Genomic DNA, 20,287 nt, shown 5'->3' with positions numbered 1-20,287 from the left:
CCCCGGCCCCTCCCTGGAAGGGAGGGGAGAGACCAGCTCACCCGCAGCGAGCGGAGCCGATCTTGCCGTCGGTGCCGAGATGGAGGTTCAGCCGGTCGGCGCGGAATTCCATCGTGACCATCATGCCCGGCGTGAGCCAGCGCACCGCATTGGCGCCCGAGAGACGCTTTGCTTCTTCCGCGACAGCTGCGCTGCGCGGTTTGCCGATGAGGCTTTCCAGGCCATTGCTGTTGCATTCGACGCCCGGAGGGGTGGCCCCGGCCGTCTCGGGCGGCGCGCGATCCATGCACCCGGTGAAAGCCAGCGCCACGATCGGCAAAGCGAAGCGGATCATTCGGGTTCCTCCGTGCGCGTCATCTTGAGCTTGCCATTCTTCACAGTGAACCCAAGCTGGCCCTCGACCAGGTTGAGCGCGTCGCGGCCGAATTGCTCGAAGCGCCAGCCTTGCAGGATCGCGAGCCCTTCGCGTTGGCCGGCGGCGAGCGCCTCCAGGTCGTCGGTGCGCGCCAGCAGCTTGGAGGCGACGTTGATTTCCTTGGCGCGAATCTTGAGCAGCAGCTTGAGCAGGTCCGCCACCAGCGCGCCATCCTTGCCCATCGAAGGCTTGCGATCGTCGCGCGACGGCATTTCTTCGGTGCTCATCGGCTGGGCCTCGCCGAGCGCGGCCATCAAGCGGCCGCCGATATCGTTGCCGGCCCAGGCGGCGGAAAGACCCCGCACGCGGCCAAGATCGGCCTGCTTCTTCGGGGGCGTCCCCGCCAGATCCGCCAGCGTCTCGTCCTTGATGATGCGGCCGCGCGGCAGATCCTTGCCCTGCGCCTCGATCTCGCGCCAGCGGGCCAGCGCCTTGAGGCGGCCGAGCACTTCGGGCTTGCGGCTGGAAACGCGGACGCGCTGCCACGCCTCATCGGGATCGTTGCGATAATTCTCCGGATCGGCGAGCCGCTCCATTTCCTGGTCTAGCCACGCGCCGCGACCGGTCTTCTTCAGCTTCTCCAGCATCTTGGGGAAGATTTCGGAGAGATAGGTGACATCGCAGATCGCATAATCGATCTGCCGCTTGTCGAGCGGGCGGCGGGCCCAATCGGTGAAGCGGGCGCCCTTGTCGACCGTGATGCCGAGATAGGTATCGACGAGGTTGGAATAGCCGATCTGCTCGCCTTGCCCCAGCGCCATGGCGGCAACCTGGGTGTCGAACAGGGGATGGGGGGTTTTGCCGGTAAGATTGTAGACGATCTCGATGTCCTGGCCGCCGGCGTGGAAGACCTTGAGAACATCCTCGTTGCCGGTCATCAGATCGAGCAGCGGCGTCATGTCGATTCCGCCCATCGGATCGACGGCCGCGGCTTCCTCGTCATCGGCGATCTGGATCAGGCAGAGCTCGGGCCAATAGCTGTTTTCCCGCATGAACTCGGTGTCCACGCAGATGTACGGCTTGGTTGCGAAACGAGAGCAGAGATTGGCGAGGGCTACACTGTCCTCGATCAGACCATGGATATGCATCGCGGCCCCATAGACTGGTCTTCGGGTTGACAAAAGGGTGTGTGAGGGGAAAGCGCACGCGATTGTCCGATACTCACGAAAAAGTTGAATCCATGCACGCTTATCGCACCCACAACTGCGCCGAACTCCGCTCGTCCGATGTGGGGCAGGAAGTCCGCGTCTCGGGCTGGGTGCACCGCAAGCGCGACCATGGCGACCTGGTCTTCATCGACCTGCGCGACCATTATGGCATCACCCAGATCGTCACCGACGTGAGCGGGCCCGCATTCAAGGCGATCGAATCGCTGCATAGCGAATCGGTGGTCACTGTGACTGGCAAGGTGGTGGCGCGCTCCGCCGAGGCAGTGAACCCGAACCTGCCGACGGGCGAGATCGAAGTGCGCGCGGCCGAAGTGACGGTCCAGTCGGCCGCGCAGGAATTGCCGCTCCCCGTGTTCGGCGATGCTGAATATCCCGAGGAAATCCGGCTTCGGTATCGTTATCTCGATCTGCGCCGCGAACGCCTGCACAAGAACATCGTCCTGCGCTCGAACGTCATCGCGTCGCTCCGCCGCCGGATGATCGATCAGGGCTTCACCGAATTCCAGACCCCGATCCTGACGGCGAGCAGCCCCGAGGGCGCGCGCGACTATCTGGTGCCCAGCCGTGTGCATCCGGGCAAATTCTATGCGCTTCCTCAGGCGCCGCAGATGTTCAAGCAGCTGCTGATGGTCGCGGGCTTCGACAAATATTTCCAGATCGCGCCGTGTTTTCGCGATGAGGATGCCCGCGCGGATCGCTCGCCGGGCGAGTTCTATCAGCTCGATTTCGAAATGAGCTATGTCACGCAAGACGATGTTTTCGCGGCGATCGAGCCGGTTCTTCACGGGGTCTTCGAGGAATTCGCCGATTGGGAGGGGAAGGGACGTTCGGTCTCGCCGCTGCCCTTCAAGCGCATCCCTTATCGCGAATCGATGCTGAAATATGGCAACGACAAGCCGGACCTGCGCAATCCGATCCTGATCACCGACGTCTCGGAGCACTTCAAGGGCTCGGGGTTCAGCCGGTTCGCTTCGATGGTCGAGGCAGGGGATGTCGTCCGCGCGATTCCTGCGCCCAACACGCACGAGAAGAGCCGCAAGTTCTTCGACGACATGAATTCCTGGGCGCAGAGCGAGGGCTTCCCGGGCCTCGGCTATGCGACTCAGAAGGATGGCGTATTCGGGGGTCCGATCGCCAACAATCACGGCCAGGAGGGCATGAAGGCGATCGCCGACGCGATGGGCCTGGGGCCAAACGATGGCATCTTCTTCGCGGCAGGTAACGCCGGGCAGGCGGCCAAGCTCGCCGGCCTGGCGCGCACGCGCGCGGCGGACCAACTCGAACTGATCGACAAGAGCCGCTTCGAATTCTGCTGGATCGTCGATTTCCCGATGTTCGAATATGACGAAGACGCGAAGAAGATCGATTTCAGCCACAATCCCTTCAGCATGCCGCAGGGCGAGCTGGAAGCGCTGGAGAGCAAGAATCCGCTCGATATCCTCGCTTATCAATACGATATCGTCTGCAACGGCGTGGAGCTGAGCTCGGGCGCGATCCGGAACCATCGTCCTGAGATCATGTACAAGGCGTTCGAGATCGCCGGCTACACCCAGGAGGATGTCGACACGAACTTCGCGGGCATGATCAACGCCTTCAAGTTCGGCGCGCCTCCGCATGGCGGATCCGCCCCAGGCGTCGATCGCATCGTGATGCTGCTGGCGGACGAGCCGAACATCCGCGAGGTCATCGTATTCCCGATGAACCAGAAGGCCGAGGATTTGATGATGCAGGCGCCCTCCGCGGTGAGCGCGAAGCAACTCAAGGAACTTTCGATCAAACTGGCGAGCGACGGGCCGAAGGCGGGCTGAGCCGAAACGCTCGCGGCGCGTTGAAGCCTGAACGCGTTCGGCGTGACGGAGCAGATATGACCATCGATCTCAGCGATTTCGAAGCCGGGGATAAATTCCCGGGCAATTACGACAAGGCGCTGAAGAAGCTCCAGCAGCGCCTCGAGCGCATCCATTACGCCCATATCATCCATGGCAACCGCGCGATCGTGATGTTCGAGGGCTGGGACGCGGCGGGGAAGGGCGGGATCATCGAGCGGTTGACTGCCGGATGGGACCCGCGCTTCTTCCATGTCTGGCCGATCTCGGCACCGAGCGACGAGGAGAAGGCGCATGATTTCCTCTGGCGGTTTCGCACACGCCTTCCCGCCGAAAAGGAAATCGCGATCTTCGACCGCAGCTGGTATGGGCGCGTGCTGGTCGAGCGGGTCGAGGGCTATGCTTCCGAGGAAGAGTGGCGGCGCGGTTACGACGAGATCAATGCCTTCGAAGCCGAGCAGCTAGCCGCGGGGACGCCGCTGGTGAAGGTCTTCGTCCACATCACCCAGAAGGAGCAGGACAAGCGCTTTCGCGACCGGCTGGAGGATAAGTGGAAGCGCTGGAAGACTGGCCTGGACGATTATCGCAACCGGGCGCGGCGGGCGGATTACCTGGTGGCGATGGACGAGATGTTCGCGCGGACAAGCACCGAGGCCGCGCCGTGGATCGTGATCGACGGGAATAACAAGAAAGCGGCCCGGATCGCAGCGCTCACCACGATTGCGGATGTTCTGGAGGCGAAGGTATCAATGGAGCCGCCCAGGCTCGATCCGGAGGTCGAGCGCGTGGCGCGGGAGGCCTTGGGTTAGGCCGGGCCAAACTCTCCGTCTTCGCCCATCACGTGCAGGACGCCGTCAGCGATCGCGAAATAGGCGCCGTGGAGCTTGATCCGACCCTCGGCCTCGTGCTCGGGGATGCAGGGGAAGGTCCGGATATTGGCGAGCGACACGCGCACCGTTTCGAGTTCCAGGGCGCGGATCGCTTCGGGGCCGTCGCCATATTTGGCGACGATGCGGTCACGCGCCTCGTCCAGCATATCGACCCAGTGCGCGATGAATCCGCCCGCGCCCGGCTCGGCGCCGCGAAACGTCTGCGAGAGGGCCGCATGGACGCCGCCGCATGCGCCGTGCCCCATCACGACGATTTCCTGAACCTCCAGAACGCGCACCGCGAACTCAAGCGCGGCGGAGACGCCGTGGCGGCCGCCACCGACTTCGAAAGGGGGCACCAGATTCGCGATGTTGCGCACGACGAAAATCTCGCCTGGCGACGTATCGAAGATCTGGGCGGGATCAACCCGGCTGTCCGAACAGGCGATCACCATCACCTTGGGCCTCTGGCCTTCGGACAATTCGGCCCAGCGTTCGCGGTGACGGCGATATTCGGTGCCGCGGAAGCGTTGGTAGCCGTCGAGCAGGTCGGTGAAATCGGTCATGCGCCAACCCTGTAGCGCGTGTTGTAACCGCATCAAGCGCTCGCTAGATGCGGGGCATGAACGAAATGGCACCGCTCCCGCGCCCAGAACGCGTCCGCAAGCCCGACTGGATCCGCGTCAAGGCGCCGACTTCCGAAGGATTCGCCGCAACGCGCGCGCTGATGCGATCGAAGAGCCTGACCACGGTGTGCGAAGAGGCGGCCTGCCCGAATATCGGCGAGTGCTGGTCCAAGAAGCACGCCACGGTGATGATCCTGGGCGACACCTGCACCCGCGCCTGCGCCTTTTGCAACGTCAAGACAGGGATGCCGCGCGCAGTCGATGTCATGGAGCCGCAGAATGTGGCGGACGCCGCGGCGCAGATGGGGCTGGCGCATATCGTGATCACCTCGGTGGACCGCGACGACCTCCCGGATGGCGGGGCGAAGCAGTTCGTGAAGGTGATCGAGGCGATCCGCGCTTCGAACCCGACGACGACCATCGAAATCCTCACGCCCGATTTCCGCAACAAGCACGAGGCGGCCGTCGAGATGATCGTCGCGGCTCGGCCCGACGTCTACAATCACAACCTTGAGACGGTGCCGCGGCTCTATCCGACGATCCGCCCCGGCGCGCGATATTATGCCTCACTGCGGCTGCTGGAGACCGTGAAAAGGCTCGATCCTTCGATCTTCACCAAATCGGGGGTGATGCTCGGGCTGGGAGAAGAGCGGCTGGAGATCCACCAGGTGATGGACGACATGCGCTGCGCCGATGTCGATTTCCTCACCATGGGCCAATATTTGCAGCCGACGCCGCGCCACGCGAAAGTGCAGGAATTCGTAACCCCGGCGGCGTTCAACTCCTATGGCGCGATCGCGCGGGCCAAGGGATTCCTGTTGGTGGCATCTTCGCCGCTGACCCGATCGAGCTATCATGCGGGCGACGACTTCGAAAAGATGCGCGCGGGACGGGCGGCGAAATTGGGCAGGGTGACGGCCCAGGCTCATGCCTAAACACTCCGAAACCCGCACGCTGCCGTACACCCCCGAGCAGATGTTCGGCCTGGTGGCCGATGTGGGCAGCTATGCGGAGTTCCTGCCCTGGGTGAGCGCGGTTCGCGTACGCTCGAACAGCGAAACCGAGATGGTCGCCGACGTCATCGTCGGCTTCAAGGGACTGCGCGAGACCTTCACGTCCAAGGTCGAGAAGCAGCGGCCCAGGCATATCCGCGTCGATTATCTCGACGGGCCGCTGAAGCACCTCAACAACGACTGGCAGTTCGCGCCCGACGGAAACGAAGGCTGCCGAATCGATTTCTGCGTCGATTTCGCGTTCAAGAACCGTGTGTTCGAAATGCTGGCGGGCCAGGTGTTCGACCGGGCGCTGCGAAAGATGATCAATGCGTTCGAAGAGCGGGCCGCGCGGCTTTACGGCGATTCTTCGACCGCGACCGGATCGCCCGGCATCAGCAGTTCGAGCGCGCATAACGCGGCCTGAAGGCGCACGCCGCCGCGGCCGTTATTTTCGAACTGCCGCGCATCCGCCTCGACATTCTGGGGATCCGCGCCGCGCACGGCCTGTGCGAAGACCACGGTGCCGACCGGTTTCTTTTCGGTGCCGCCATCCGGCCCTGCTATCCCGGTGATCGCAACCGCCACATCGGCGTTGCAGCGGCGAAGCGCGCCCTGCGCCATGCTCCAGGCCACGGCCACCGAGACCGAGCCGAAAGTCTCCAGCACGTCGCTGCTCACCTTGAGCACTTCGGTTTTGGAATCGTTCGAATAGGTGACGAAGCCGGCTTCGAAGACATCCGACGAGCCGGGAATTTCGGTGAGCGCGGCACTGACCAGGCCGCCGGTGCAGCTTTCGGCGACGGCAACGCGGCGGCCAGCGGCGCGATTGGCGTCGATCACCTTGCGCGCGGCTTCGATCAGCTTGGCCGGGAGAATCGTGTCCATAAGGGTGCGGCCTGTGCCACTGTCGCGGGTGCGAAGCGAGTCCGTTCCTTCCGCCCCCGCGCGGACGCTCAGCCGGTGGGGGACTTGCAGATCTGGAAGGGCGCCGGCTTCCTGGCATCCGCGGCGCTGAGTTCGAGGATCGCCACCACCAATCCAGCCATGTTCGCCGGCGGGAGCGGATCGAGCAGCTCGACTACGCGGTTGATGCTGATGCAATCCTTGGGCTTTATCTGGCCTGCCGCCAGAGCGCCGATCATCGATCCGGTAATCATATCGAACATCTCGGGCGTGGCGGATTCGCCGCCGGCGATCTTGTTCAGCGCCACCATCGCCAAAGGCTTCGCGGCTGCCGCCGGCGCGGAATAGCGATCGGCCAGCGCAGCGCCCCTGTCGCGCAGATAGGCGCCGGCGGGGAGCGCGCTGGCGCATGCTTCCGAAGCCGAGCGCAGCAGCCCAGGCGCGACCGAGGTGAACATCGCGCTCGCCTCATCCGCGGTCAGGCATTGATCCTGCTTCACGGTCTGCGCGGCGTGGCTCATCGTCGCCAGCAGCGCGATCGGCGCCACGGCGGCGGCCCGAAAAATCCTGGTCATTCCCCTGTCTCCGCTATCCTGATCGTTGCGATCGCCTGCGCCGCCATGCCCTCGCCGCGCCCGGTGAAGCCCAGCCGCTCGGTGGTGGTCGCCTTGACGCTAACCCGCGCGGCAGGAAGCCGCAACAGCGCCGCGATGCGGGCGCGGATGGCGTCCTGATGCGGGCCGATCTTCGGGGCCTCGCAGATGATGGTCAGATCGATGAAGTCGATAATCCCGCCCTGCGCGGCGATCAGACCGGCCGCGTGCTCGAGGAAGCGTGCGGAGGCGGCTCCTCGCCATTGCGGATCGCTTGGGGGAAAATGCATGCCGATATCGCCAGCGCCGATCGTGCCGAGCAGTGCATCGGTGATCGCGTGGAGCGCGACATCGGCGTCGCTGTGGCCCGACAAGCCATGGCTGTGGGGGATGCGGACGCCACCCAGCCAGAGTTCCTCGCCCGCGGCGAAGCGGTGAACGTCGAAGCCTTGGGCAGTGCGGACGCGCAACGTCGCGGCATGGCGCGCTTCGGCGGCGGCAAAGTCGGCGGTGTGCGTGATCTTTTCCAGCGCTCGGCTCCCTTCGACGATGGCGACTTCATGGCCGAGCACGCGGACCATCTGCGCGTCGTCGGTGGCGTCCTGATCCTGGGGCCAGGAATCGTGCGCGGCTCGAATCGTGGCCGCGCGGAAGGCCTGGGGAGTTTGAACGCGCGTCAGCCCGTCGCGAGGAACGGGCTCGCCTGCCGCTGAAACCAGCGTGTCGGTGACCGGGAGCCCAGGGATCGCGCCTTCATGGCTGTTCAGGGCGTCAAGCAGCCGGTCGATCACGTCGGGGCTCAGGAAGGGGCGGGCGGCGTCGTGGATCAGCACCCGATCCGCATCGATCGCCGCAAGGCCGTTGCGGACCGACTCGCGGCGAATCGCTCCGCCGATAACGAAAGGAATGGGGCCAAGGGCGGCGGCGAGCGCGTCTTCCTGGCCTTCGCCGATCACCACCAGCACCTCGTCCACGCCGGGATGCGCGATCAGCGTCCCATAGCTATGGGCCAGCATAGGCTTGCCCGCGAGCATCGCGAATTGCTTGGGGACTCCGCCGCCGGCACGGACGCCCTGTCCTGCGGCGACGATCAGCGCGGCGGTCTTCATTTCGCCGCGCTAGCGCGCGACACCGCGCTTGCCAATCATCGCTTGTGCCGCTAGCCGCTCGTGCCTATTTTTCAGGCAGATCATGAGCGAACTCGTTCCCATCCAGATCGGTCCCGTGCGGATCGACCAGCCGGTGCTGCTCGCGCCTATGACGGGCGTTACCGACCTGCCGTTTCGCCGCGTGGTGCGGCGATTCGGTTCGGGGCTCAACGTCACCGAAATGGTGGCGAGCCAGGCGGCGATCCGCGAGACGCGCCAGTCGCTCCAGAAATTCGCGTGGGACCCGATCGAGGATCCCGTCTCGATGCAGCTCGTCGGCTGCACGCCGCACGAAATGGCCGAGGCCGCGAAGCTGAGCGAGGATCGCGGCGCGGCGATCGTCGACATCAACATGGGCTGCCCGGTGCGCAAGGTGACCAGCGGCGATGCGGGATCGGCACTGATGCGCGACCTGAAGCTCGCCGCGGCGCTGATCGAGGCATGCGTGAAGGCAGTCAGCGTGCCCGTTACCGTGAAGATGCGGATGGGCTGGTGTCATGACAGCCTGAATGCGCCCGAGCTTGCCCGCATCGCCCAGGATATCGGCGCGAAGATGGTCACGGTGCACGGCCGCACGCGCAACCAGATGTACAAGGGCTCGGCGGATTGGAGCTTTATCCGCAAGGTGAAGGATGCCGTTACGATCCCGGTAATCGCCAATGGCGATATCCTGACCGTGGAGGATGCCCGCACCGCGCTGGCGCAGTCGGGCGCGGACGGCGTGATGATCGGGCGCGGGGCCTATGGGCGCCCCTGGGTGCTGCGCCAGGTGATGGACGCACTGGCGGGGAGGGGGCATCGCCCGGATCCCGGCCTGGACGAGCAATATCGCGTCATCATCGAGCATTATATCGACACGCTCGCGCATTATGGCGACGAAGTGGGCGTCAACATGATGCGCAAGCATATCGGCTGGTATACCAAGGGCATCCACGGCTCGGCCGAGTTCCGCAACAACGTCAACAAGGTCTCCGACCCCAAAAGGGTGCTGGAGATGCTCGACGAATTCTACGCACCGTGGCGCTCGCGCGAAGCGGCCTGAGGGCCGGTCCGCAGCCGCATGCCGGGCCCGGTTTCGCCGAGCTGTTCGGCGCATTGCCCGTGGCCGTACTGCTGATCGGGCCCGATGGCCGGATCGCACAAGCCAATCCCGCATGCGAACTGATGCTCAACCATAGCGAGAGCGCGATGGTGGGGCAGCCTTGTGACGCCGTGCTGCTGCCGCCGGAGGGCTATGCCGAGCGCAGGGACGGGCACGGCTTTTCAGCGTTCGACATCGAAATCGAAGCGGTGCGCGGGCCCCGCCTGCGGGTGGATTTCGTCGAGAGTCCGATCGCGGACCGCCCCGGCTGGCGCATCGTGACGCTCCACCACGCCCCGCACGCCCGCCGGGTGGCGCAGGGGGCGGATCGCACTGCCGGCGCGCGCGCGGCGGTGGGCGCGGCGGCGATGCTGGCGCACGAGATCAAGAACCCACTATCGGGCATTCGCGGCGCGGCGCAACTGCTCGCCAGCAGCGGCGAGGATCGCGAGCTGACCGGGCTGATCACTACCGAAGTCGATCGCATCGTGGCGCTGATCGACCGGATGGAGGATTTCACCGACACGCGCCCGCTCAAGCTTGCGCCGACCAACGTCTATCCGCTGCTCGACCATGCCCGGAAGGTGGCGCTGGCGGGGTTTGCCCGGGGAATGGTGATCGAGGAGCGGTTCGATCCGTCGCTGCCCCCCGTGATGATCGATCCCGACGCCTTCCAGCAAGTGATGCTCAATTTGCTCAAGAACGCCGCCGAGGCGCTTGGTGGGCTGGCGCAGCCGCGGATCACGCTGGCGACCGCCTATCGCCACGGCATGTCGATGAGCACCGGGCCGGGCCGCCCGCGCCAGCCGCTGCCGATCGAGATATTGGTGATAGACAATGGCCCTGGCGCGCCCGAGGACATTGCCGAGCATCTGTTCGAGCCGTTCGTATCGGGCAAGCCCGAGGGGAAGGGCCTCGGGCTGCCGCTGGTCGAGAAGCTGGTGCGCGATCAGGGAGGGATCATCCAATATGCCCGCGAGCAGGATCGAGAGCGCGAGCACGTGACGGTGTTCCGCATCCTGTTGCCGAGGGCGGCATGAACGCGCCGGGCACGGTGCTCGTCGTGGACGACGATGCGGCGATCCGCACCGTGGTAGCCGCGGCGCTGCGACGTGAGGGGCATGGCGTCACCACCGCCGCCAGCATAAGCGAGCTTCGGCGCGCGCTGGGCGGAGGATTGCCCGATGTGCTGGTGACCGATGTGGGCCTGCCCGACGGCAATGGCCTTGATCTCGTCGCGTCCCTGATGGCCGAGCATCCGGCGCTGCCAGTAATCGTCTTCTCGGCGCAGAACACGCTGGCGACGGCGGTGCGCGCCACCGAAGTGGGCGCGTTCGATTATCTGCCCAAGCCTTTCGACCTGGACGTGCTGACCGCGGCGGTGCGCGGCGCGATCGCCAAGGGCCGCCGTGGGCCGCTCGACCTGCCCGATGCGGAAGCGGGCGCGGGCACGCCGCTGATCGGGCGCTCCCCCGCGATGCAGGAAGTGTATCGCGTGATCGCCCGCGTGGTCTCGAACGACCTGACGGTGCTTATCTCGGGCGAGAGCGGCACGGGCAAGGAACTGGTCGCGAAGGCAGTCCACGACCTGGGTCCCCGGCGACGCGCGCCGTTCGTGGCGCTCAACATGGCGGCGATACCCCGCGAGCTGATCGAGGCGGAATTGTTCGGGCATGAGCGAGGCGCTTTCACCGGCGCGGCGGCGCGGGTTGCGGGCAAGTTCGAACAGGCGGCGGGGGGCACTTTGTTCCTCGACGAGATCGGTGACATGCCGATGGACGCACAGACGCGGCTGCTGCGCGTGCTGCAATCGGGCGAATTCACCACCGTGGGCGGCGCACGGACGATCCGCGCGGACGTGCGCATCGTTGCCGCGACGAACAAGGACTTGGGCGCGCTGGTCCAGGCGGGACAGTTTCGCGAAGATTTGTTCTATCGGCTGAACGTGGTGCCGATCGCATTGCCCTCGCTTCGCGAGCGGCGGCAGGACGTGGCGCTGCTCGCGCGGCATTTCCTCGACCGGGCGGCCGAGGATGGGCTGCCGCGCAAGCAGCTCGATCGCGACGCGGTGGCTGTGCTCGAAGGCTATGACTGGCCCGGCAATGTCCGCGAGCTTGAGAATCTGATGCGGCGCATCGCGGCCCTCAGCCGCGACGAATGGATCGACGCGGAAGCGATCCGCAGGGCGCTGGGCGAGTCGAGCCAGCAGCCGCTCGCGCGCGATCCGGGAATCGAAGCAGCGGTGCGCGCGCGTCTCGAGCGGATCGCGATCGAAGAACCCCGGGCGTTGGGCGACGGCAGCCTGTACGACCGCATCATCGGCGAAGTCGAACGGCCGCTGATCGAAGCGATGCTGGCGCGGCACCAGCATAACCAGTTGCGGGCGGCGCGAGCGCTGGGGATCAACCGGAACACGCTGCGCAAGCGGCTGGACACGCTGGGGATAGACGCGAGCGGAAATCGACCGGATGGTGCCAATTAGCGACAGCTAACGCTGATTGTGTGTTCTTTCGGCCACATTCTTGTTGTATCGCGGCAACGATGACTGCCGTCGCTGAGCCGATAACCCAAACCGTGCCGCGCAAGCGGCGGTTCGGCGTGACGCCGGTGATCGAACTGGGCGTGATCGCGCTCGCCATCACTTTTGCCGCGGTCACATATTTCACCATTACCGGTGAAGGCGCCTCGCAACGGCTGCTGGCGCCGCCGATCGTCGCCCTGCTGCTGGTCGCGAACCTGCTTCCGGGCGTCGCGCTTCTCGTGCTGATCGGCAGGCGGATCGCCAGAAGCCGCTCGGCGCGCGCGGGGATGGGCGGGGGAAGCGGGCTGCACGTGCGGCTGGTCGCGATCTTTTCGGTGCTGGCGGCCGTACCGGTTCTGTTGGTCACCGTGGTTTCGTCGCTGCTGTTTCAGTACGGCGTCGAATTCTGGTTCTCGGATCGCGCGCGCGGGATGCTGGAGAATGCCAGTTCACTGGCCCGCGAAAATTATTCCTGGGAGGTCAACCGGGTCAACCGCGAGACCGTGACGATGCGCGAGGATTTGCGCTTCTACCTCAAATCCATGTCGATCGACGGGAAGACCTTTACCGAGGGCCTGGCCTATCAGCTTTACCGCCGCGAGCTCTCCGAGGCGCTGATCGTCCAGATCTCGCCCAAGAACGGAATCCAGTCTCTCGCGCTGGTCAACCCCTATGAGCGCGAAGACCTGGAAAAGGTCATCAAGCCCGAAATGGTGGCAAGCGTCGACAAGGGCACCGAGAGCGTGGTGGTGCGCAGCCCGGACCGCATTGGCGTGTTCACCTATCTCGATCGGCCGAACCGGATCTATATCTATGCCGCGCGCGTTTTCGAGGAGGCGCTTGCCACCCAGATGCAGCGCGCGGCGGCGATCCAGGCGGATTATGCGGCCCTGCGCCAGCGGTCCCGCTCGCTCCAGCTCCAGTTCAACGGCGCGCTGTTGGCGCTGTCGCTGCTGATCGTGGGCATTGCGGTGTGGGTGGCGATAGCCGTGGCGGACCGGCTGGTTCGGCCGATCAGCGAGCTCGTGGGGGCGGCGCGGGGAGTCGCGGCCGGCGACCTGGCGGTGCGCGTGCCTGAGCCCAAGGCGCAGGACGAAATCGGGACGCTGGCGCGCGCGTTCAACAGCATGACCGCAAGGCTGGAAGGGCAACGCACCGAACTGGTGACGGCAAACGCGCAGCTCGAAAGCCGCCGGGCGCTGATCGAGGCGGTGATGTCGGGCGTGTCCGCCGGAGTCATCTCGATCGCCGCCGATCGCCGCGTGCGGCTGATCAATGCGCCCGCGATGGCGCTGCTACGCCACGGCAGCAAGGACCCGGTGGGCCGGCCGCTCCGCAAGATAGCGCCCGAACTCGACGCGATGCTGGACGGAGAGGAGCGCGAAGCCGTGGTGCAAATCACCACCGGGGGCGAAGCGCTGACCCTGGCCGTGAAGATCACGCGCGACGAGGCGGGGCAAGTGCTCACCTTCGACGACATCACCCAGCAATTGAACGATCAGCGCCGAGCCGCCTGGTCCGATGTGGCGCGCCGGATTGCGCACGAGATCAAGAATCCGCTCACGCCGATCCAGCTCGCCGCCGAACGCCTCCAGCGCCGCTATGGCAAGAAGATCGAAGCCGATGACGGGACTTTCACCAAGCTGACCAGCACGATCGTCCGCCAAGTTGGCGATCTTCGTCGGATGGTCGACGAATTCTCATCCTTCGCGCGGATGCCCAAGCCGCTGTTCCGCGAGGAATCGCTGCTCGATATCGCGCGCCAGGCGCTGTTTCTCCACGAAGTGGCCCACCCCACGATCCGCTTCGAACTCGATGCGCCCGAAGATGCCCCGACGATCATCTGCGACCGCCGCCAGGTGGGCCAGGCGCTGACCAACGTCGTCAAGAACGCCGTCGAGGCGATCGAGGCGCGTGGGGAAGGGGAGGCGCTGCCCCAGGGCGAAGTGCGCATGGCGATAGAGGCCGGGAGCGACCACCGCGTGCTGCTGACTGTTGCGGATAACGGCATCGGGCTGCCGATCGAGCGCGACCGGATCGTCGAACCCTATATGACGACGCGCAGCAGCGGCACGGGGCTGGGCCTCGCAATCGTCAAGAAGATCGTCGAGGAGCATTTCGGCACCATCGCCTTCTCCGACCGTCCGGGCGGCGGCACGCTGGTGACAATCTGCTTCGATGCCGAGCTGCTCGCCAATATGGACGGCGCCATCGAAGGCGACAGCGCCGATCCGGGCCCCACTGTTCTCACGCGTATTGGAAGAGCCAAGTCATGAGCCTCGATATCCTGGTCGTCGATGATGAGCGCGACATCCGAGAGCTGGTCGCCGGCGTACTGGAAGACGAGGGCTATGCCACGCGCGGAGCCGGCGACAGCGACGCCGCGCTGGAGGCGATCGCCGAGCGGCGGCCGAGCCTGGTTCTGCTCGACGTGTGGCTTCAGGGATCGAAGCTCGACGGGCTGGAACTGCTTGACGAGATCAAGCGGCGCGACGCATCGATCCCCGTGCTGGTGATCTCCGGCCACGGCAACCTGGACACGGCCGTAGCCGCCATCCGGCGCGGCGCGGCGGACTTCATCGAAAAGCCCTTCGAAGCCGAGCGCCTGTTGCTGATGGTCGAGCGCGCTACGGAGACCGAGCGGCTGAAGCGCGAAGTCGCCTCGCTTCGCGCCTCGGTGGGCCGCGAAGAGGATCTGACCGGCACATCGGGGGCGATCAACGGCGTGCGCGCGACGCTCAAGCGCGTGGCGTCAACCGGCAGCCGCGTGCTGATCACCGGGGGCGCCGGCATCGGCAAGGAAGTCGCGGCCCGGCTGCTTCACGGCTGGAGCCAGCGCGCCGGCGGCCCGTTCATCATCGTGAGCTGCGCGCGGATGCAGCCCGAACGGGTGGAAGAGGAATTGTTCGGGGTGGAGGAGGCGGGCGATCTGGTGCGCCCCGGCCTGCTGGAACAAGCGCATGGCGGCACGCTGTTCCTCGACGAAATCGCGGACATGCCGCTGGCGACCCAGGGGCGCATCCTGCGCGTGCTGACCGACCAGAGCTTCAGCCGAGTAGGGGGCACGCGCATCGTGAAGGTCGATGTGCGCGTGGTCTCAGCCACGGCGCGCAACCTGCAGAACGAAATCGCCGAGGGGCGCTTCCGCGAAGACCTGTACTACCGGCTCAACGTCGTCCCCGTGTCGATTCCGCCGCTGACGGAGCGGCGCGAGGATATCCCCGTGTTGATCGAGCATTTCGTCGCGCATTATGCCAGCGGCCGCCGGGTGCCCACGCCGGAGGTGGCGCCCGACGCCATGGTCGCGCTCCAGAGCTATGAATGGCCGGGCAATGTCCGCCAGCTGCGCAACATCGTCGAGCGCACCGTGATCCTTGCGCCCGGCGATCGCATCGGGCGAATCGAGCTGGACCTGCTGCCCGCCGAAGTGCTCGGCACGCCCAGCGAGTCAGCCAGCGGCATGGGATCGAGCGCGATCATGGGCGCGCCGCTGAAGGAAGCGCGCGAAAGCTTCGAACGCGAATATCTGCGCGTGCAGATCCGCCGCTTCTCGGGCAACATTTCACGCACCGCGAGCTTCATCGGCATGGAACGATCGGCGCTGCACCGCAAATTGAAGCTGTTGGGCATCAGCGAGAACCGCGAGGAATAGACTGGGCCTGTACTCGATTACCGGCAACTGGACGCACCGCCCGCGAATACCTAGATTAGTGTATTGCGGGCCGGGACGGGCAAGCGATCCGACGCCGGGAAACGGCGCGCCAAGCGGGCAAATCCCGCCAAGAACATGAAAGGCTGTTAAAAATGGCCGACAAGCACACTTCGCTTCAGGACCTGTTCCTCAATTCGCTCCGCCGATCGAAGACTCCGGTCACGATGTTTCTCGTCAAGGGCGTCAAGCTCCAAGGGATCGTCACCTGGTTCGACAATTTCTCGGTGCTCCTGCGCCGCGACGGGCAATCGCAGCTTATCTACAAGCACGCGATCTCCACAATCATGCCATCGGGCCCGCTGGACATGGTCCAGCTTTTGGACTCGTTGGGAGAACATCAGGCCAAGAACCCGGTTTTGCAGGAAATCTTCCTCAATGCCGTACGCAAGCAGCAGGAAAATGTGACCATGTTCCTGGTCAACGGTGTGATGCTGCAAGGGCAGATCGCGGCTTTCGATCTGTTCTGCATGCTGCTCCAGCGCGAGGGAATGGCGCAATTGGTCTACAAGCACGCGGTTTCCACCATCCAGCCTGCGCACCCGCTGAACCTGGCCGAGGAAACGAACGGGGCCGACGACGATTAAGCATTCATGAGCACTGGATTTGAACGCGACGCCAGCGAGTTTTCTCGCGGGGCGCGAGCGGCCGTCGTCTATCCCGACACCGGCGGCAGCTCGCGCGATGCCGAGGCGCGCCTGGAGGAGACCGCCGGACTGGCGATGGCGATCGGCGTGGAAGTGATCGAGAAGGTCTCGTTTCGCTTGCGCCAGCCCAAGCCCGGCACGCTGATCGGCTCGGGGCAGGTGGAGGCGCTGGCGGAGACCGTGCGCGATCGCGACTTGCAGCTCGTCGTATTCGATGCGTCGCTCACGCCCGTCCAGCAGCGCAATCTGGAAACCGGGCTCGGGTGCAAGGCCATTGACCGCACCGGGCTCATCCTGGAGATATTCGGCGAACGCGCGCGCACGGCGGAAGGTCGTTTGCAGGTGGAGCTTGCGCATCTCGATTACCAGGCCGGGCGACTGGTGCGCAGCTGGACCCATCTCGAGCGCCAGCGCGGCGGCTTCGGCTTTCTCGGCGGTCCTGGCGAAACCCAGATCGAGGCCGATCGCCGCCTGATCCGTGACCGCATGGCGCGGCTGCGCAAAGAGCTGGACCAGGTCAGTCGGACGCGAGGGCTGCATCGCGATCGGCGGCAGCGCGCGCCCTGGCCCGTGATCGCGCTTGTGGGCTATACCAACGCCGGAAAATCCACGCTTTTCAATCGCCTGACCGGTGCTGACGTCATGGCGGAGAATTTGCTCTTCGCGACGCTGGACCCCACGCTGCGGCAGATTTCGCTGCCGGGAATCGACAAGGCGATCCTTTCGGACACGGTGGGCTTCATCTCCGAACTGCCGACCCAGTTGGTGGCCGCGTTCAAGGCGACACTAGAGGAAGTGATTTCGGCCGATTTGCTGATTCACGTCCGCGACATCGCGCATCCCGACACGGAGGCGCAGCGCGCCGATGTGGAAAAGGTGCTCGGCGAGATCGGGGTCGCACTGGAGACGCCCCGCTTCGAGGCATGGAACAAACTCGATCTGATCGACGAGGAGCGGCGCGCCAGCCTGATCGAGGAAGCATCGAAACGCGAGGACGTCATGCCGATATCCGCCTGGACCGGAGAGGGTGTCGAAGCGTTGATCGAGACCGTCGCATCGCGGCTGACCGAGGCGCATCGGCGGTACGTCGTGACGCTTGACGCGGGGGACGGCGCGGGGGCCGCATGGCTGCACCAGCATGGCGAAGTCATCCAGCAGCGCGTGGAGGGCGACCAAGCCGTGTATGAAGTGCGAATGGCGCCTCGGGATCATGAGCGGTTTGGGTTGCGGGGTTAGCGCCTAAGAATGCTTCCGGATGGCGGTTTTGCGCATAGTGCCATCACCGAATTTCCGTAATTCACACCAAACGCGCGTGCCCGGCGCGAACTGCCAATCCTCATCATCCGGCATGCGACCCTCGACCAGGTACAGGCCCTCGGCGATGCGGCTTGCTTCGATGGGCCGCCAGACCTCGGTGCCTTCATTTCCGAGCGCCATGTAGATAGTTTGCAGGCCTCCGCTCTTGGCCTTCACCCAGAGCGCTTCCTTCGCATCGAGGTCGAGTCCCACAAACGCATCGCCAGCGTCAGCCTCCATCGCCTTGAAGCGCTTTTCGAATTTGGCATTCGCGCCGCGTAGCGCCGCCTCAGGGTCCACACCTTGCTTGCGAGCCCAATTGACCACCGCGAACAACAGGTCCCCAATCTCTTCCTCCCGCTCGGCATCGCTCGCCGCAGCCTCAACCTCGGCCAGTTCCTCGTCGATCTTGGCGCGGGCGCCGCTGGGATCGGGCCAGTCGAAGCCGGTGCGGGCGGCGCGTTTCTGGAGCTTTTCGGCGCGGAGGAGGGCGGGGAGACCGAGTGCGACACCATCCAGCGCGCCTCCCGTCCCCTTGCTCCCCCGCTCTTCGGCCTTGATTTGTTCCCAGAGGTGATGGCCGCCCTCGGCAGCGCCCAGGAAGATATGGGGGTGGCGGCGCTCCATCTTGTCGCTAATCGCCGCGGCGACATCCGCCAGCTCGAAGAGGCCGGCTTCCTGGGCGATGCGACTGTGGAAGACGATCTGTAGAAGCAGATCGCCGAGTTCGTCCTTGAGATCGGCCATGTCACCGCGCTGGATCGCGTCCGCGACTTCATAGGCTTCCTCGATCGTGTAGGGGGCGATCGTATCGAACGTCTGGACGGTGTCCCATTCGCAGCCCGTTTTCGGATCGCGCAGCCGGGCCATGATATTCACGAGGCGTTCGATCTGCGCTGTACTCATGCGGAGAGGGGCCCTTTTGCATCATCGGCAAGAACGATAATATACATTATGTAAAATCTATTCCTGTTTTTCGCCGGGGGATGCTTCCGCTGTGCTAATGAGCCGCTATCGATCGGCTCCACGGGTTCTCGCGGGCGGCTGCGCCTGTTGCACCGGCGCAGCTTCGATACCGGCGGCGCCCTCGGGCTCGAGGATCAGTTCGTTGCCCTGAACCCGCCACGACTTGAGCCGCGACAGGAAATTCATGCCGAGCACATCCATGTCGCCGAAACTCTCGGAAACGACGACCTTGATATCCTTGGCCTTGAGCGGCCCGATCTCAAGCTTGTCGACCTCCCCCTGCGTGGCATCGACCGTGCCGTTCGCCGTCTCGATCTTCACCGGCGGCTTGCCGCTCTGCGAATCGATGCCGGCGGCGGCCGCAGTCTCGATCGACAGCGCGGTGATCGTTGCACCGCTATCGATCAGCATCCGCCGCTCGAAGCCGTTGAGCCTCACGTTCGCCCAGAAATGGCCGTCGCGCGCCATGCGGATGCGGACCACGCCGCCTTCCGCGCGCTGCTCCTCATACCCCCCTATACGGGCGAAAAACGCGTCGATCTGGCTGCGATGATTGAAGCCCAGGAACAGCACCAGGCCGATCGCGGCCCAGGAAAACAGGCTGCCGAGCATCGTGGCGAACGAGGCGCGGCGGGACAGCATCGCGCGCGCGGCAAGCGCCAGCACGCCGACCAGCAGGATCCCGCTCAGCAGATCGTCGTTCAAAGCGCCACCTCCATGCCGTCATAGCCCGGCTCCACGCCCTTGGGCAAAGTCGCGGCGAGTTCGGCATAATCCATGGAATTATCCATATGAACAAGCACCGTCTGGCGCGGCGCCAACTCCCCTGCCCAACCTAGCACCGACTCGAGATTGGGATGTGTCGGGTGCGGCGCTCGGCGCAGCGCATCGACGACCCACAGATCGAGATCTGAATAGAGCGCGCGCATATCGTTCTTCATTTCATGGAAGTCTGTAGCATAACCTATTGATTTATTATCGTAATTAAAGCGCAACCCTGCCGAAGTGATGCCGCCATGCGGCTGATCGGCGACGGTTACGTGGATATCGCCTATCCGGATCGCATCGGGCAGCGCCTCCATCCGCACGGTGGGGCGATAGAGCGCGCGGCCGTTAAACGCATAAGCGAAGCGCAGCTCGAGCTGTTCGCGCGTGAAGGCCCGGGCCAGGCCGCGCACGGGCTCGCCGCCTCTGGCGTGCATGATCTGGCGAAGGTCGTCGATGCCGTGGCAATGATCGGCATGATCGTGCGTCCAGATCACTGCATCGACGTCGGAAACGTCAGCAGCGAGCAACTGCTGCCGTAAATCGGGGCTGGTGTCGACGAGGATGCGGGTGGTTTCGGTCGAAACGAGGATCGAGGCACGCGTGCGGCGGTTTTTTGGATTACCGGGATCACATGCGCCCCAGTCGTTCCCGATGCGAGGCACGCCGGAGGACGTGCCCGAGCCGAGGATCCGGACCTTCATGCGGCGGTTGATTGAAAGAAGACTGGTTGACGCGGCGGGGGGGGGGGGGGGGGG

General features: G+C 65.0%; 19 protein-coding genes and 1 pseudogene. 11 read left to right on the top strand and 9 right to left on the bottom strand.

What is annotated here, in order from left to right:
- Positions 1–37: 37 nt before the first annotated feature.
- A complete protein-coding gene (locus VF617_RS09175; protein ID WP_331014577.1) occupies positions 38–334 on the bottom strand; it encodes an I78 family peptidase inhibitor in 297 nt (98 codons plus the stop codon).
- A complete protein-coding gene (gene rnd, locus VF617_RS09170; protein ID WP_331014576.1) occupies positions 331–1,503 on the bottom strand; it encodes a ribonuclease D in 1,173 nt (390 codons plus the stop codon). The genes VF617_RS09175 and rnd overlap by 4 nt, the downstream gene beginning before the upstream one ends.
- Before the next feature lie 92 nt (positions 1,504–1,595).
- Here rnd and aspS point away from each other — a divergent pair, with 92 nt between their 5' ends.
- Both aspS and VF617_RS09160 read left to right on the top strand, forming a co-directional pair.
- The gene (aspS, locus tag VF617_RS09165) at positions 1,596–3,392 is read left to right on the top strand and encodes an aspartate--tRNA ligase (protein ID WP_331014575.1); all 1,797 of its coding nucleotides are present in this window, start codon (positions 1,596–1,598) and stop codon (positions 3,390–3,392) included.
- 56 nt (positions 3,393–3,448) lie between these two features.
- The gene (locus VF617_RS09160; RefSeq protein ID WP_331014574.1) at positions 3,449–4,219 is read left to right on the top strand and encodes a polyphosphate kinase; all 771 of its coding nucleotides are present in this window, start codon (positions 3,449–3,451) and stop codon (positions 4,217–4,219) included.
- Here VF617_RS09160 and VF617_RS09155 read toward each other — a convergent pair.
- Positions 4,216–4,845, bottom strand: coding sequence for a carbonic anhydrase (locus tag VF617_RS09155; protein ID WP_331014573.1), 630 nt, complete (start codon positions 4,843–4,845; stop codon positions 4,216–4,218). The genes VF617_RS09160 and VF617_RS09155 overlap by 4 nt on opposite strands.
- Positions 4,846–4,901: 56 nt before the next feature.
- Between VF617_RS09155 and lipA the strand changes: the two genes are divergently transcribed.
- Both lipA and VF617_RS09145 read left to right on the top strand, forming a co-directional pair.
- Positions 4,902–5,840, top strand: a complete 939-nt coding sequence (lipA, locus tag VF617_RS09150; RefSeq protein WP_331014572.1) for a lipoyl synthase — start codon at positions 4,902–4,904, stop codon at positions 5,838–5,840.
- On the top strand, positions 5,833–6,324 hold the full coding sequence (locus VF617_RS09145) for a type II toxin-antitoxin system RatA family toxin (RefSeq protein WP_331014571.1): 492 nt from the start codon (positions 5,833–5,835) through the stop codon (positions 6,322–6,324). Before lipA ends, VF617_RS09145 begins: the two co-directional genes overlap by 8 nt.
- Here the strand turns inward: VF617_RS09145 and VF617_RS09140 are convergent.
- The 3 genes from VF617_RS09140 to VF617_RS09130 all read right to left on the bottom strand — a co-directional run bounded on the left by VF617_RS09140 (position 6,255) and on the right by VF617_RS09130 (position 8,505).
- Complete coding sequence (locus VF617_RS09140) at positions 6,255–6,785, bottom strand: CinA family protein (RefSeq protein WP_331014570.1); 531 nt, start codon at positions 6,783–6,785, stop codon at positions 6,255–6,257. The two genes, VF617_RS09145 and VF617_RS09140, sit on opposite strands and share 70 nt — an antisense overlap.
- A 68-nt stretch (positions 6,786–6,853) precedes the next feature.
- Positions 6,854–7,378 carry a hypothetical protein gene (locus VF617_RS09135; RefSeq protein WP_331014569.1) on the bottom strand — a complete coding sequence of 175 codons (525 nt, stop codon included), beginning with the start codon at positions 7,376–7,378 and terminating at the stop codon, positions 6,854–6,856.
- Positions 7,375–8,505, bottom strand: coding sequence for a bifunctional 2-C-methyl-D-erythritol 4-phosphate cytidylyltransferase/2-C-methyl-D-erythritol 2,4-cyclodiphosphate synthase (locus tag VF617_RS09130; protein ID WP_331014568.1), 1,131 nt, complete (start codon positions 8,503–8,505; stop codon positions 7,375–7,377). Before VF617_RS09130 ends, VF617_RS09135 begins: the two co-directional genes overlap by 4 nt.
- An 82-nt stretch (positions 8,506–8,587) precedes the next feature.
- On the opposite strand from VF617_RS09130, the gene dusB reads away from it, so the two are divergent.
- The 7 genes from dusB (at position 8,588) to hflX (ending at position 17,738) form a co-directional block, all read left to right on the top strand.
- The gene (gene dusB / locus VF617_RS09125; RefSeq protein WP_331014567.1) at positions 8,588–9,586 is read left to right on the top strand and encodes a tRNA dihydrouridine synthase DusB; all 999 of its coding nucleotides are present in this window, start codon (positions 8,588–8,590) and stop codon (positions 9,584–9,586) included.
- On the top strand, positions 9,562–10,665 hold the full coding sequence (locus VF617_RS09120) for a two-component system sensor histidine kinase NtrB (RefSeq protein WP_331014566.1): 1,104 nt from the start codon (positions 9,562–9,564) through the stop codon (positions 10,663–10,665). The genes dusB and VF617_RS09120 overlap by 25 nt, the downstream gene beginning before the upstream one ends.
- Entirely contained in the window at positions 10,662–12,107 is a 1,446-nt protein-coding gene (gene ntrC, locus VF617_RS09115; protein ID WP_331014565.1) for a nitrogen regulation protein NR(I), read from the top strand. Before VF617_RS09120 ends, ntrC begins: the two co-directional genes overlap by 4 nt.
- A 59-nt stretch (positions 12,108–12,166) precedes the next feature.
- Positions 12,167–14,422 carry a sensor histidine kinase gene (locus tag VF617_RS09110; RefSeq protein WP_331014564.1) on the top strand — a complete coding sequence of 752 codons (2,256 nt, stop codon included), beginning with the start codon at positions 12,167–12,169 and terminating at the stop codon, positions 14,420–14,422.
- Complete coding sequence (locus VF617_RS09105; protein ID WP_331014563.1) at positions 14,419–15,798, top strand: sigma-54 dependent transcriptional regulator; 1,380 nt, start codon at positions 14,419–14,421, stop codon at positions 15,796–15,798. The genes VF617_RS09110 and VF617_RS09105 overlap by 4 nt, the downstream gene beginning before the upstream one ends.
- A gap of 62 nt (positions 15,799–15,860) precedes the next feature.
- Positions 15,861–16,442 (top strand): RNA chaperone Hfq, encoded by a 582-nt coding sequence (gene hfq, locus VF617_RS09100; RefSeq protein ID WP_331014578.1) that lies wholly within the window; start codon positions 15,861–15,863, stop codon positions 16,440–16,442.
- A 6-nt stretch (positions 16,443–16,448) separates the two neighbouring features.
- The gene (gene hflX, locus VF617_RS09095; RefSeq protein WP_331014562.1) at positions 16,449–17,738 is read left to right on the top strand and encodes a GTPase HflX; all 1,290 of its coding nucleotides are present in this window, start codon (positions 16,449–16,451) and stop codon (positions 17,736–17,738) included.
- Positions 17,739–17,963: 225 nt separating this feature from the next.
- Here the strand turns inward: hflX and mazG are convergent.
- The 3 genes and pseudogenes from mazG to VF617_RS09080 all read right to left on the bottom strand — a co-directional run.
- A pseudogene (gene mazG, locus VF617_RS09090) lies at positions 17,964–18,704 on the bottom strand (nucleoside triphosphate pyrophosphohydrolase); the annotation flags it as partial.
- A 105-nt stretch (positions 18,705–18,809) separates the two neighbouring features.
- Positions 18,810–19,469, bottom strand: a complete 660-nt coding sequence (locus tag VF617_RS09085; protein WP_331014561.1) for a retropepsin-like aspartic protease family protein — start codon at positions 19,467–19,469, stop codon at positions 18,810–18,812.
- Positions 19,466–20,233 carry an MBL fold metallo-hydrolase gene (locus tag VF617_RS09080; protein ID WP_331014560.1) on the bottom strand — a complete coding sequence of 256 codons (768 nt, stop codon included), beginning with the start codon at positions 20,231–20,233 and terminating at the stop codon, positions 19,466–19,468. The genes VF617_RS09085 and VF617_RS09080 overlap by 4 nt, the downstream gene beginning before the upstream one ends.
- Positions 20,234–20,287: the final 54 nt, after the last annotated feature.

It is taken from the genome of Sphingomonas sp., assembly GCF_036388215.1.
Taxonomy (GTDB): domain Bacteria; phylum Pseudomonadota; class Alphaproteobacteria; order Sphingomonadales; family Sphingomonadaceae; genus Sphingomonas.
This window is presented reverse-complemented; position numbering and strand designations above follow the sequence as displayed.